Origin of the sequence: Halopelagius fulvigenes, from assembly GCF_042662625.1 — an archaeon.
In the GTDB taxonomy this organism is placed as follows: domain Archaea; phylum Halobacteriota; class Halobacteria; order Halobacteriales; family Haloferacaceae; genus Halopelagius; species Halopelagius fulvigenes.
The window spans coordinates 80,178-92,709 of record NZ_JBHSXH010000011.1 but is presented as its reverse complement, the minus strand read 5'-3'; the positions used below and the strand labels follow the sequence as shown (position 1 = coordinate 92,709).

Here is a 12,532-nt window from a genome sequence, read left to right as displayed (position 1 = left end):
TGAGCGGATCTCATCGACGCTGTGGCCATCGCTCACTTCTGATTCCTCTCGAACGGGGATAGATCATCCACGGGATGGCATTCGTCGATCAGGCATTCCGGCGGACGCGGGCGAATAGCGCGGCGATGGCGTACTGCACCGCGGCGGTGACGACGAAGGCCGCTCCAGCGGCGTACTCCGCCGAGAACGCGCCGAGCGAGGCCCGATAGAAGCCGACGTACAGTCCTCCCGTGACGAGTGCGGCGGAGATGGTCCAGACGATTGCGGCGCCAGTAGCGTAGTCAACGGGCCAGTATCGCTCGTAGGCGTACGGTACGAACACTGCGATGTTTAGCGCCAAGAACAGTCCTCCGGTCACCGATTCGACCACCTGTAAGGCGAAGAACGCGAAGGTTCCGAGAACGACGGACACGATGTTCACCGAGAGGTTACTCGTCAGATCGCGTTTGAGATGTGAACCGAGCGACAGGTCGTTAGACATACCTCTCCGTTGGATGTCCGATGATAAGGCCTTTGTCCGGCTTCTCTGGGTCAACGAATGCGGTGGGCATCATCGCGCTACGTACCAGAACGGCCGTCCGATCAGCGATTCCAGTTGGACAACCGTAATTCCAGTCGAAGCATAATATCCCGGGCGAAGGAAAAACCCCGAGCATTACGAGAATAGTCTTGTAACGCTGGAGGACACACTGGACCCAGAGAGCGTTACCCTCTCGAATTCTCTCAGAACTGGTATCTTTTCGGCTCCTGTCGGTCTGTCCTCGAATCGGACTGGGGTGCGGGGACCCTCTGAAGAACACACGTTTCTACTTGTAAGGGTTGTCGCTCGTCACCCAGATTATCTATTTTCCACTATGTAATCAGACGCATAATACGGATGTTCTGACTTTATCTAGGAGAACACGCGTGGAAAATGCGATTAAAGTAATCATCCGCCGCCACACTTCATTTAGATTTGGCAGGGGATCCAAACTATTTTATCTGGTTCAGCGTCATTCGATCCGGCAGTCGAAATTAATAATCTCAATGCACACCGATATCGACCGCACCGCGGGACCCCACGGCGATGCCGACGACGACCGACTGGACGCGGTTTCTGGCCGGTGCAGGGGAGACAAAATCCCGTCGTCGATTCCGACTCCTTCGACGACACGAGTGCCGACTACGAACAGTTCGAGGCCGAACTCCTCGCCCAAGGTCAAGAAACCGCTGCCGTTGCGGCGGCGGACATCGACGACGTAACAACGGACTCGAGTCCGACGACCCTACGGAATCACGGTCGGGCTTCGGACCACGTCCGATCGATCGAATACACCGTTAGATCATTCGGCGTCTGCGAGTTCGATGTTCAGATCCGCTTGAACACCGACCCGGGAGCAGAGATCCCAAATCGTCGCCGCGTTGCTCGAAATGACCGGGATATCGAACGCTGCCTCCAGCGACGCCAGTGCTGGAAGGGATCGGTAGTTCGTACATGAGACGAACAGCGCATCCGCCTCTGGGGCGTCAGAGAGGACTGACCTACCCTGCTGCTCGGCGTCGACGGCGTCCAGTTCTCCGATTGCAGTGTTCTCAACGAGCCCGCGGCCGTCGAGCGAGACTACCTCGAAGCCGTTCTCGGTCAAGTACTCGCGCTCCAGTCGGTCCAGCTCCGTCGCGTACGGCGTCGCGACAGCAACTCGATCCGCGTCAAGCGCGTTCAGCGCCCTGACGACCGAGCGCGCGGTCGCGACCGCCGGGGCGTCGGCGGCGTCGGACAGCCGGGACTCCAGCCGCGCATCGAACCCGGAGCCGTGGATGAGACTCCCAGTGGTGCAGGCGTAGGCGACGCCGTCGACCGACGCGTGCGAGAGCAGCGAGGCGGCGCGTTCGGCGTCGTCAGCCATCGCGTCGAGTTCGTCGGCAGTCACGTCTTCGAGCGGCATCCGAGCGGTGTGGACCGTACAGTCGTCGGGGAGCGCCGCCCGGAACTCTGGTTCGGCAGTCGTGTTCGAGGAGGGGACGACGACGCCGAGACGGATCATCGGTCGTCCACCTTTCCGTCGCGTCGGTCGCGCTCTCTTGCCGCCGCGTCGCGCTCATTAGGATCGCCGTGTCCGCCGCCTCCGGGCGTACGGATCGAGACGGTCGTTCCGGCCTCGACGTCGATGGAGGCCTTCGCGGGGACGTCCTCGCCGTCGACGACGTTCTGTCCGGTCGCGCCATCCTCGCCGCCGTCGATCCCCGAGGGGGCCGTCCGCCGACGCTCCGTCAGCAGTGACACGGTGGCGTCGGTCTCGACGGTAATAGTCCGTTCGAGGCCCAGTCCACCGCGGTATCGGCCGTCACCGCCGCTCGACGGGCGCAACGCGTACCGCTCGACCCGAAGCGGATACTCGGTCTCCATCGCTTCGACGGGTGTGTTGAGGGTGTTGGTCATCCCGACCTGCACGCCGTCCATGCCGTCTTTTTCGGGACGAGCCCCGAACCCGCCGCCGATCGTCTCGTAATAGGTGAACTCCCCGGTTCGGTCGCCGATGATGAGATTGTTCATTGTCCCCTGACCGCCGGCAGGAACCGCGTCCGGAACCGCCTCGGCGAGCGCAGCCAGCGTGACGTCCGTGACGCGCTGGCTTGTCTCGACGTTACCGCCGACGACTGCCGCTGGCGGCCGGGGGTTGAGCACCGATCCGTCGGGTGCGGACACGGATACAGGCTCGTAACAGCCGTGGTTTGGCGGAATCTCCGGGTCGGTGATCGCGCGGACGACGAAATAGACCGCGCTCTTCGCAACCGACAGCGGCGCGTTCAGGTTGCCCGCCACTTGATCAGCGGTCCCGGCGAAGTCGACGTCGATCGAGGCTCCGTCGATGGTGACGGCCACTTCGATCGGAATGTCGTCATCGGTCACGCCATCGCCTTCGAGGATGTCCCGTGCTCGGTACGTGCCGTCCGGGAGGTCTGTGAGCTCAGCTTCGACGCGCTCGCGGGAATACTCGACGACGGCGTCGAACGCGTCGAGCAGCGTCGACCCGTGTTCGACGAGCAACTCGCCGATCCGTTCCTCGGCACGAGCGTTCGCGGCGCGTTGAGCCCGGAGGTCCGCCTCGCGCTCGTCCGGCGTCCGGACGTTGGCCCGGATCAGCTCGTGGACCGCTTCGTTCGGATCGCCGCCGTCAACGAGCCGAACCGCCGGCAGTCGGAGCCCCTCCTCGTAGACCTCCTGCGCTCCCGGCGGCATGCTTCCCGGCGCACTGCCGCCCACGTCGGCATGGTGCGCCCGCGACACCGCGAACCCGATCACCTCGTCGTTGGGCGCGATCGTCGACACTAACGTGATGTCGGGCAGGTGCGTTCCTCCCGCGAACGGGTCGTTAACGATGAAGACGTCCCCCGGCTTCGGATCCTTCTGGAGGACGACGTCGACCGCGTCGGGCATTGCGCCGAGGTGGACCGGGATATGTTCGGCCTGCGCGATCATTCGGCCCGACGCGTCAAAGATCGCCGTCGAGCAGTCCTGTCGCTCCTTGATGTTCGGGGAGTACGCCCCGCGGATGAGCACGTGACCCATCTCGGTGGCGACGCTCTCCAGTTGGTTCCGGAGGATCTCCAAGGTTACTGGATCGATTTCCGGTTCTTTCCCGTTTGTCGCTTCGCGTTTGTCAGTCATGTGTCCTCACCTCGGCGATCAGCGCGCCGTCGTCGCGCACTTTCACGTTCCACGCTGGCGGGACGACGATCGTGCTCTCGTCGCCCTCGATGATAGCGGGCCCCTCGATCGAACCTTCCGGTGTCAATCGCTGGCGCACGTAGACAGGCGTCTCATGAACACCGTTAGCGAACGCTGCCTCGCGCGATCCCTTCTGTGGGCTCCCACCGCCGGCGTACTCGATCGACGGTGCGCTCCGGGGAACGGTGGTCATCACGCGGCAGTTCACCAGTTCGATCGGTTCGTCCGCCCGATACCCGTACGCTGACTCGTGTGCCGCCGCGAACCGCTCGCCGGCCTCCGCAGCGTCGAACGGTCGCTCGATGTCTACCGTGAGTTCGAAGCTCTGCCCGGCGTATCTGAGATCCGCGGAGTGCTGCACAGTCGCTTCGTCGCGGTCGCTGACCTCAGCCAGCAGATTTTCGGATAGCTCTTCGTAGACAGCGTCAACGTCGTCGGGGTCAACCTCGCCAAGCGAGCGCTGGTACGTCCGCACCGCGTCGCGTTTCTCGTCAGCCGCGAGTAGGCCGTACGCCGACAGGACACCGGAGGCGCGCGGGACCACTACCCGATCGATGTCGAGGCCGTCAGCGATCGAAATCGCGTGCATCGGCCCCGCGCCGCCGAACGCGACGAGACCGAATTTCCTCGGATCGTACCCCCGCTCGACGGTCACGGAGCGAATCGCCCGGGTCATGTTCGCGTTCGCGACACGGTAGACGCCACGAGCCGCCTCCAGCGCTCCGTCCATTCCCGCCTCATCGGCGAGATCTGCGAGGACGTCGTAGGCGGCATCCTCATCGAGCGATAGCTCGCCGCCGAGGCTGGTGCTCGCGCCGATGTATCCTAAGACGAGGTTCGCGTCTGTGACGGTCGGCTCCGTGCCACCCTTACCGTAGCAGGCGGGACCGGGGTCAGCCCCAGCCGAGCGCGGTCCGATCCGGAGCGCACCGCCGGCGTCGACCCAAGCGATCGATCCGCCCCCGGCACCGACGGTCTCGATGTCGACCATCGGCGTCTTGATCGGTCGCTCGTTAATCACGCCCTCGGTTGTCCGCTCGGCTTCACCATCGCGAACGAGGCTCACGTCGCTGGAGGTTCCACCCATATCGAAGGTGACCAGCCCGTCTCTCTCGTCGGTGTCGTCGGTTGCCATCGCACTCGCACCCACCACGCCTGCGGCGGGTCCTGAGAGGACGGTCGTCACGGCGTTCTGCCTGACGGTGTCGGCGTCGGTGATCCCGCCGTTGGCCTGCATGATTCTCGGCTGCGGAACACCGAGATCTCGTGCGCGCTCGGTGAGGTGGCTGACGTAGCGATCGATCGCCGGCCGTACGTACGAGTCAACGGCCGTCGTCGATGTCCGCTCGTACTCGCGGAACTCGGCGAGAACCTCGTGTGAGGCTGACACCGGCACGTCGAGTTCATCTCTCAGTATCTCTGCGGCGCGTCTTTCGTTCTCGGGGTGAGCGTAGGCGTGCAGGAGGGAGACGGCGATGGACTCAACGTCTGCTTCGCGTATCTCCTCGGCGATCGACCGCACCTCATCGTCGTCGACAGGCCGTTCGATCCCGTCAGTCGTCGCCCGCTCGGACACCTCGAAGCGGCGGCGTCTGGGAACCAGCGGCGCCGGCTTCTCGGCGTTGAGATCGTACAGCGACGGCCGGTCTTGGCGGCCGATCTCCAAGACGTCCCGGAATCCCTCGGTCGTAACGAGCGCGGTCTTTGCGCCGTCTTCCTCGAGCAACGCGTTGACCGAGACGGTCATCGCGTGGGAGAACTCGCTGACGGTCTCAGGGTTAATCCCGGCCTCCTCGCAGGCTTTCTCGATGCCGGTTATTACGCCTTCACTCTGGTCTTCGGTGCTTGGGACCTTCGCGGTCACGAGCTTGCCGTCGAGTGACAGCGTCACGTCGGTGAACGTGCCGCCGACGTCGACGCCGATTCTCCTCGCGTCCATCTATAACACCCCGGCCACGTTGAGGATGGTCCGAACGCCGAGCCAGACGACGATGATCGTTACGATCGCGCCGAGCGCGTTCGCCACCGACCCGTTCGTGTACTCACCGAGGAGGCTCTTCTGGTTCATCGCGTAGATCAGGAAGATCGCGACGATCGGCAGTAGGATTCCGTTGACCACCTGCGCGAACACGATGATCTCGACTGGGCTACCGCCCAGCAGTACCGCGAGGATTCCGACGCCGAGGATTGTTCCCCAGACGGCGCGGAACTGCGTGCTCTGCATATCAGAGTCCCAGCCCAGCGCTCCCGTGGTCGCCCACGCGCCGGCGAGCGGTGCCGTGGTCGCGCTCGTAAACCCGGCGGCGAACAGCCCGATGCTGAAGAACAGCTTCGCGTACGGACCCGCCAACGGCCGGAGCTGTTCGGCCATCCGACCGACGTCGCTGATCTGCGTCCCCGGCTCGAACGCCGCGGCCGCGGTCACCATGATCGTCATCGTGATCACACCGCCGACGACGATCGACAGTACCGTGTCGATGCGCGAGTGACCGATATGTTCGGGGCCATTCCACCGCTCCTGAACGTTACTCGCATGCAGGAACAGGTTGTACCCGACAACGGTCGTTCCGATGAGGCCGGTGATGAGATACAGCGACCCGGCGGGGATGCTGGGGACAAATCCCATCGCGATCGCACCGGGATCGGGACCGATGAGGATCGCCGATGCCGCAAATGAGAGGGCCATCACGACGACGAGGCCGACGAGTGCCCGCTCGATCAGCTTGTACCGTCCGGTGTACAGAAGGACGCCGGCAACGAGCCCTATCCCGACGCCCCACCACGTGGAGCTGATGCCTGTAATCGTCGCGAGTCCCGCAGCCCCGCCGAGGATGTTCCCGGCCTCGTAGGCGGCGGTCCCGATTCCGATCGCCCCCACGACGAGGAAGATACTCACGTACTCGACGAATTTGTTGTCGAAGCGCTCACGGAGGGCTTCACCGAGCCCTTCACCCGATACGAGGCCGAGTCGTGCGCTCATCTCTTGGAGGACGATCGTCGCGACGATCGAGAAGGCGATTGTCCACAGGAGCGCGTAGCCGAACTCCGCTCCAGTTACGCTTGCGGTCGTAACCGTGCCCGGACCGATGAACGCGGCTGCGACCATCGCTCCCGGGCCGACGGCTTTGAGTCGTCGTATAATGTTCATAATCGTTCAATCTGGTATTTGGTGTCATGGTGTCAGTAGTCGACTAAAAACCTTATTAAGAGCCTTGTGTACGCAGCTTATCAGTCGTGTGAGTACCGCACGTGGATTCCACTACAGGTATGAACTAGTAAGAATAGTCCGTATTCCGACAGTCGAGGATTCCCACACTTTAACCCGAGGAAGTTTCATCGTCTCGTTCGGTTAAAAGCGCCTTGGAGACGCTCTCTTCGATCTCTATCTCGAAAGGGAGGTCCGCGACACTACCGCGAATGAACCGAACCATAAACCACCGCAGCGATTCGGAGGGAAAGACGACGTGGAAACTCCCTTTTTCGGCCCGTCGGACGGTGAGGAACCCGCACAGCGACAGCCAATCGAGGACATCTTCGAGCGAGTCGAACCGCTCGGCGTACTCTTTGGCGTGGTACTGCGCCACTTGATCGATCGTGTCAAGAAACTCGTCATCCCGGTCCTCGGGATCATCGACTTGGCTCAAGAGCGCGTGAAGGAGGTCGATGTCCAAGAGAACGTGTTCGCCCGTCGAGAGCATCTCGTAATACGTCTGGAGATGGTCGCTGTCGCTCGCGTTGGCCGAGTCGAAGTTCGCCGCGTAGAACGCGATCGCCTTCCGGATCAGTTCGCTTCGGCTCTCGTCGGTTCGGTCGGTCAGTCCCTCCAACGTGCTCTTGGCGTCCTCGTCGAGGGACACCGTGACTCGGTCGCTTGGCATAGTGTCTCTCGTCTCCGAACAGACTTAATATCGTGTCGTTCGAAAATTCCTAACTCTCCAGGGTAGACCCGCCGACAGGGCCGAGTATGAGAAGGCGGACTGACCATGTGCGAGACCGTGGCTCAGCTGCCGTCTCCACAGGCACAGCGTCGCCTCACCACATTGCTTGAAGCTCCAGTAAGTACGGACTGGATCCATGTGATTGGGTGTCAGAACTACTTTGCAACAAGGCTCTGTAGACGTGCCTATGGTCGCGACACGACGCCTGGTGATTGACGTATTGAAACCGTACGAACCGCCGACGCTTGCCTTTACCCAGCAGGTTGCGGAGGCTGACAGCGTCGCTGGGGTCAATTCGACACTCATCGAACTCGACAAGAAGGTCCAGAATCTGAAACTCACCATCGAGGGCGAAGCGATCGACTACGACGCTGTCGAGGCCATCGTCGAGGACCTCGGTGGGACGATTCATTCGGTCGACCAGGTCGCATGTGGAGAGTACATCGTCGAAGATGCTCCCACTCCACAGGACTGATGGGGGCGAAACCCGACTCGGAGTCGCTTTCCGAACGAATCGGGCTCGACAAAATCGGGCCGATCGCGCGACGGTACTTCGTCTCGAACGGATTCGACGGTGCACTTACTGGCGTCGGGGTCACCGTCGGCGCGTATCTTTCAGGGGTACCGGACGGGCTCACCGTCATCAAAATCGGTCTTGGCGGTGCCGTCGGTCTCACCACCTCCGGCGTCTGGAGCGTCTGGGAGATCGAACGTGCAGAGATGCGAGCTGAAATCCACGACATTGAAGATGCGATGCTCACCGACCTGAGTGGGACGCAGATCGAACGTGACAAAACGAGCACGCAGGTCGTAAACGCGCTTATGAGCGGGCTCGGACCGTTATGTGGGCTCGTATCACCGCTTACTCCGTTTCTGTTCGAAGGTGCGCTCCTTTCGCTGTTCGAGGCCACCGTCCTCTCGGTCGCCGTCGCAGTCGGTGTGCTGTTCGCCTTCGGGGCCTACATGGCGTCGATCTCCCGCCAGCGGTGGTACATCGCCGGAATCCGGATGGGACTCGCCGGTCTTGTTGTCGCAATCATTAGCATCTTCCTCCCCGGATAGATTACGTTCTTTTCCCTTCTTCGGATGTGAAGAACTCCGGTAGCGGCGGGTTGCGGAGTCTGGCAGACGCGGCGTTCACAGAACCGGTTCTCGTTATCGTCCCGACACTGACATTCCCGCTGCCACTCGCCTATCGAGTCGATTTGGAATAATGTACGCCGTCATCGGGGCTGTTACTCCGTTGATGCGGCAGCGTTAGTCTACGTGTTCCGTCTGGCTCGACCCGCTTCCTATCGCAGTCCGGACGTTCGAGGCGCTTCGTTCGAGGAGTTCGCGAACACTGTCGCGACGTTTGACGAACAATCCGACACCAAGAACGGCGTAGACAGCGGTATAGGCGTAGAGGATAGAGATGCTGATCGTCGTCGCACTTGGTTCAGTATAGGTCTGAATCACGTAGAATTCCGTAAGAACCTGTGTCGCAAACAGGATGAGCAACACAATAGCCTCACGAACGCTGAGCTCGAAGTTCGTCAGGAGAGCGATCGCAAAGAGGCTCTGGGCGGCGGTGATCCAGATTTCTGCCGCCTGTTTCGGATCGAACGAGAGCGTCCCGACAGCACCGGCTGAGATAGAGTAGACGATAGCGAGTGTGCCGATGAGCAACGTCCACTGGTTGAGTTTCGAGGAGATGAGGGCGTTGAAGCCGGCAGTCGAGCGGGCTTTGTTGACGAGGTAGGCGACGACGATAAGCTCGGGGCTCTCTGAGGCGAGCGGTGCAAGCCACTGAATCATGAAGAACTCGGGGATGCCGTACTGAAGCCCCAACTGTTCTAGCCCCTCGGCGAACGGGTGGACTGCAGTGAAGATTATCACACCCGAAAATACGAACCCGAAGAGGATGACCGCAATGCGCGGTCCTTTCGGATACTGGTGGAAGTAGGCGGGGACGCCGATATGTTCCTCGGACGCACCGGCGTCACCACGAATCACGACGACGATATACAGCAGAAACAGTCCGACGAGAAAGAGCGTATCGAGTGGCCCGATACCGCCACTAAGCGGGATGACAAAGGCATAGGCGGTCGCTACGAGTAAGAACGCGATCTCGGTTGCGATGTCCCGGTCGAGACTGACGACATCCGTGAGGAATCCCGACCGGTACTCAACCGCCGGGTCGCCAGTGCGCTTTGCGCGGTAGATCGTGAACAGCGCGATGCCCGACCACCCGAGGCCGATGAGAATTCGGTTCGCACCGGTCATGTTAGCCACTGCGAGGTTAGCAGCCTCACTCGATCCAGCACCGGCCTGCCACGCATAGAGGGCGTCGACGGCGTACTCGGGAGCCACGGCAAGCACCGCCAGCACCGCGATGGCGAATGCCTGTGGGACGTCTTTTTCCGCGGTCTCGGCCGCCCACGCGAGTAGGAACGCTGCACCCACGATTGCGAGGCCAGCGACGAGGACGGCCATACCGGGCGTAATGTTCTCGCCCGGATGCACAGTTCCGTATCCACCAGACGAGACGAACGTCCCGATCCACGGGACCGTCAATGCCAGCGCGACGGCAACCGCGACGAGTGGATGGCGAAACCGATCAAGCACTAGTTCGATAACGGTCGGACAGACACCTACCTCTTGTGCCCAAATAGTCGTCTCTCTGGGCCCGGACCCCCTCTGTAGATACCATCGCCAACGCGTGTACAGTTGTTTCCTTTATTCGGAAGTGTCCTAACCTTCGTGATAGATTCACATTCGAAATCGGTCGTACGTTCCCCAGACCGAGCGTACCGTCGGCAACACGTGTTTGAGTTCTTCGGCGTCCGGGGCACGGTCACGTAACGTCCGTCGATATCGGAGTCGGATAGTGGCCCTGCGAGAGGACGGAGCATCAGATTCGACACCGTCTCTACGAGTTCGATCACCGCCTCGGCTTCCTATTCTTCTCTTGCCCGGCACTGACCTAGTCGGCACCCGGAACATCGTGTTCCCGTGCTCGCGTCGGTGATTCAGCAGTCGACGAGGAGACCGGTATGAACGTTTCTGTCCGCTGCCTCCCGGAGCAACGTATCCGTGATCGACTCGGTGGTTAGCAAGAGAGCGTCGGCATCCAGAGTATCGATGACGACGAAGGGGTCGGCGGGCCCGTACCGCCCAGCTAGCGCGGGTCCGATAGTAATTCCAGCTCGAATGCCCGCGTCGTGCGCACGCTCCGGGATGTCGTCGACGAACCCCTGGCCGGCGAAGATAACGCTTTGTTCCGCTAGTCCGTGACGTGCGACCGCGCTTACAACGTCGTCAACGAGACCGGGGTCCTTCAGGTCGATCCAGGCTTCGAGAGTCGTCTCGTTGATCACCGAGAGTGCCTGTTCGAGGGTGGGTACGGTCCCACCGTCGCCAGTGGTGAAAGATTGTATTTCTGCGAGCGAGAGTCGGTCAACGCGGCCGTTGCCAGTCGTCGTTCTGTCGACCGTTGCGTCGTGGATGACGACCAACTCGTCGTCACCCGTCCGTCGAACGTCGAATTCGACCCCATCCACTCCCCACTTTGCTGCCGCCTCGAAGGACCGTACCGTGTTCTCGGCCGCCACCCGCAGTCGGCCTCGATGCCCGATGATTGGAAGCACAGTCTACGGAGACGGAGCAGAGAGAAACTGATTTCGAAGGTTCTGTTGACCATGTAAATCGGTGACAGGTGTCAGCAGTCACGTTGGATAGAACGCGCGAATACAGCCGGAGTGATCCTCAAAAAAGTTCACGTATCGGGTGCCGGAAGCGTAAACGAAAACGTCGACCCTTCTTCGGGTTCGGAGTCTACCCAAATCTCGCCCCCATGGCGTTTGACGATTCGTCGGCAGAGTGCGAGGCCGATCCCCGTCCCTTCGTACTCCTCGTGGCTGTGGAGTCGCTGGAACACCTCGAAAACCCGGTCTACGTCCTCTTGATCGATACCGATCCCCGTGTCACTGACCGAAATTATCCACTCGTCCTCGTTACGCATCGCAGAGATCGACACCCGGGGTTTCTGCTCGCCGCTATACTGGAGAGCGTTTTCCAGCAGGTTCTGGAAGAGTTGGCGGAGTTGGTTGGCGTCACCTCTGACAGTCGGTAGCGATTCAGCGGTGATTTCGGCACCGGTTTCGTCGATTCGGATACCGAGATCCGTCAGCACGTCGTCCAGCACTGCCTCGAGATCGACCGAATCGAAGGACTGTCCCTGTGTTTCGACCCTGGAGTACGTAAGCAGTCCTTCGATCATCGCCTTCATCCGCTCGGCACCGTCGACTGCGAACTCGATGAACTCTTGGGCGTCTTCGTCGAGGTCATCGCTATACCGACGCTCGAGCAGCTGTAGGTAGCTCGTGACCATCCGTAACGGTTCTTGGAGGTCGTGGGAGGCAGCGTAGGCGAACTGCTGGAGGCGCTCGTTAGACTCTTCCAACTGACGTTGATACGTGTACCGATCAGTGATGTCAAAATGGGCGACAGCGACGTATCTCTGGTCACCGGTAGTGAACGACGCTGCCCGCATGAGAAACCAACGTTGTTTGTCGGGAGAGTGGCACGGATATTCGAACTCGAAGAGTTCCCGGTCGCCCGTTAGAATCTCGGATAACCCGGCGGCAGCCGTTTGTGCCGTCTCCGTCTCCCCTTGTCTGGTGATTGTAAGGTAGTTGGTTCCGATCGTATCTGGTCGAAGTTCGATGTCATTCGCCTCGCCGAACTCCTGCCATGCGCGATTGGTATATAGGATCGTCCCTTCATCATCGAGGATTGCAAAGTTTATCGGGAGCGTGTCCACGGCCGCTGGAATAAGAGCCTCTGGCTCACGGCCATTCATATCCGTTTTTAGCCGACTGACAGAGATAAGGCTGTTCCCATT

General features: G+C 61.0%; 11 protein-coding genes and 1 pseudogene. 3 read left to right on the top strand and 9 right to left on the bottom strand.

Going from position 1 to position 12,532, the window contains the following annotated elements:
• Window positions 1–88 precede the first annotated feature (88 nt).
• Window positions 89–481 (bottom strand): hypothetical protein, encoded by a 393-nt coding sequence (locus tag ACFQEV_RS08365; protein ID WP_379694772.1) that lies wholly within the window; start codon window positions 479–481, stop codon window positions 89–91.
• Between the two features lie 622 nt (window positions 482–1,103).
• Here ACFQEV_RS08365 and ACFQEV_RS19915 point away from each other — a divergent pair.
• Window positions 1,104–1,235 (top strand): annotated as a pseudogene (locus ACFQEV_RS19915) (DUF8069 family protein); the annotation flags it as partial.
• Window positions 1,236–1,322: 87 nt separating this feature from the next.
• Here ACFQEV_RS19915 and ACFQEV_RS08360 read toward each other — a convergent pair.
• The 5 genes from ACFQEV_RS08360 to ACFQEV_RS08340 form a co-directional block, all read right to left on the bottom strand.
• Window positions 1,323–2,024, bottom strand: coding sequence for a maleate cis-trans isomerase family protein (locus ACFQEV_RS08360; protein ID WP_379694769.1), 702 nt, complete (start codon window positions 2,022–2,024; stop codon window positions 1,323–1,325).
• Entirely contained in the window at window positions 2,021–3,649 is a 1,629-nt protein-coding gene (locus ACFQEV_RS08355; protein WP_379694766.1) for a hydantoinase B/oxoprolinase family protein, read from the bottom strand. Before ACFQEV_RS08355 ends, ACFQEV_RS08360 begins: the two co-directional genes overlap by 4 nt.
• Entirely contained in the window at window positions 3,642–5,648 is a 2,007-nt protein-coding gene (locus tag ACFQEV_RS08350) for a hydantoinase/oxoprolinase family protein (protein WP_379694764.1), read from the bottom strand. Before ACFQEV_RS08350 ends, ACFQEV_RS08355 begins: the two co-directional genes overlap by 8 nt.
• Window positions 5,649–6,857, bottom strand: a complete 1,209-nt coding sequence (locus ACFQEV_RS08345; RefSeq protein WP_379694760.1) for an Nramp family divalent metal transporter — start codon at window positions 6,855–6,857, stop codon at window positions 5,649–5,651. It lies immediately after the preceding gene.
• Window positions 6,858–7,026: 169 nt separating this feature from the next.
• Window positions 7,027–7,587 (bottom strand): ribbon-helix-helix protein, CopG family, encoded by a 561-nt coding sequence (locus tag ACFQEV_RS08340; protein ID WP_379694757.1) that lies wholly within the window; start codon window positions 7,585–7,587, stop codon window positions 7,027–7,029.
• Between the two features lie 247 nt (window positions 7,588–7,834).
• Between ACFQEV_RS08340 and ACFQEV_RS08335 the strand changes: the two genes are divergently transcribed.
• Both ACFQEV_RS08335 and ACFQEV_RS08330 read left to right on the top strand, forming a co-directional pair.
• Window positions 7,835–8,122 (top strand): DUF211 domain-containing protein, encoded by a 288-nt coding sequence (locus tag ACFQEV_RS08335; protein WP_379694755.1) that lies wholly within the window; start codon window positions 7,835–7,837, stop codon window positions 8,120–8,122.
• A complete protein-coding gene (locus ACFQEV_RS08330) occupies window positions 8,122–8,709 on the top strand; it encodes a VIT1/CCC1 transporter family protein (RefSeq protein WP_379694752.1) in 588 nt (195 codons plus the stop codon). The genes ACFQEV_RS08335 and ACFQEV_RS08330 overlap by 1 nt, the downstream gene beginning before the upstream one ends.
• Before the next feature lie 195 nt (window positions 8,710–8,904).
• On the opposite strand, the gene ACFQEV_RS08325 is transcribed toward ACFQEV_RS08330, so the two are convergent.
• The 3 genes from ACFQEV_RS08325 to ACFQEV_RS08315 all read right to left on the bottom strand — a co-directional run bounded on the left by ACFQEV_RS08325 (window position 8,905) and on the right by ACFQEV_RS08315 (window position 12,490).
• The gene (locus ACFQEV_RS08325; protein ID WP_379694750.1) at window positions 8,905–10,254 is read right to left on the bottom strand and encodes a sodium:calcium antiporter; all 1,350 of its coding nucleotides are present in this window, start codon (window positions 10,252–10,254) and stop codon (window positions 8,905–8,907) included.
• A 404-nt stretch (window positions 10,255–10,658) separates the two neighbouring features.
• The gene (locus ACFQEV_RS08320) at window positions 10,659–11,276 is read right to left on the bottom strand and encodes a glycerophosphodiester phosphodiesterase (RefSeq protein WP_379694748.1); all 618 of its coding nucleotides are present in this window, start codon (window positions 11,274–11,276) and stop codon (window positions 10,659–10,661) included.
• A gap of 128 nt (window positions 11,277–11,404) precedes the next feature.
• On the bottom strand, window positions 11,405–12,490 hold the full coding sequence (locus ACFQEV_RS08315) for a PAS domain-containing sensor histidine kinase (RefSeq protein ID WP_379694745.1): 1,086 nt from the start codon (window positions 12,488–12,490) through the stop codon (window positions 11,405–11,407).
• Between the last annotated feature and the right edge of the window lie 42 nt (window positions 12,491–12,532).

What these genes read in the sequence shown, in the direction of transcription:
- ACFQEV_RS08365 (WP_379694772.1), bottom strand. Translation starts at nt 481, where the DNA reads ATGTCTAACGACCTGTCGCTCGGTTCACATCTCAAACGCGATCTGACG.
- ACFQEV_RS08360 (WP_379694769.1), bottom strand. Translation starts at nt 2,024, where the DNA reads ATGATCCGTCTCGGCGTCGTCGTCCCCTCCTCGAACACGACTGCCGAA.
- ACFQEV_RS08355 (WP_379694766.1), bottom strand. Translation starts at nt 3,649, where the DNA reads ATGACTGACAAACGCGAAGCGACAAACGGGAAAGAACCGGAAATCGAT.
- ACFQEV_RS08350 (WP_379694764.1), bottom strand. Translation starts at nt 5,648, where the DNA reads ATGGACGCGAGGAGAATCGGCGTCGACGTCGGCGGCACGTTCACCGAC.
- ACFQEV_RS08345 (WP_379694760.1), bottom strand. Translation starts at nt 6,857, where the DNA reads ATGAACATTATACGACGACTCAAAGCCGTCGGCCCGGGAGCGATGGTC.
- ACFQEV_RS08340 (WP_379694757.1), bottom strand. Translation starts at nt 7,587, where the DNA reads ATGCCAAGCGACCGAGTCACGGTGTCCCTCGACGAGGACGCCAAGAGC.
- ACFQEV_RS08335 (WP_379694755.1), top strand. Translation starts at nt 7,835, where the DNA reads ATGGTCGCGACACGACGCCTGGTGATTGACGTATTGAAACCGTACGAA.
- ACFQEV_RS08330 (WP_379694752.1), top strand. Translation starts at nt 8,122, where the DNA reads ATGGGGGCGAAACCCGACTCGGAGTCGCTTTCCGAACGAATCGGGCTC.
- ACFQEV_RS08315 (WP_379694745.1), bottom strand. Translation starts at nt 12,490, where the DNA reads ATGAATGGCCGTGAGCCAGAGGCTCTTATTCCAGCGGCCGTGGACACG.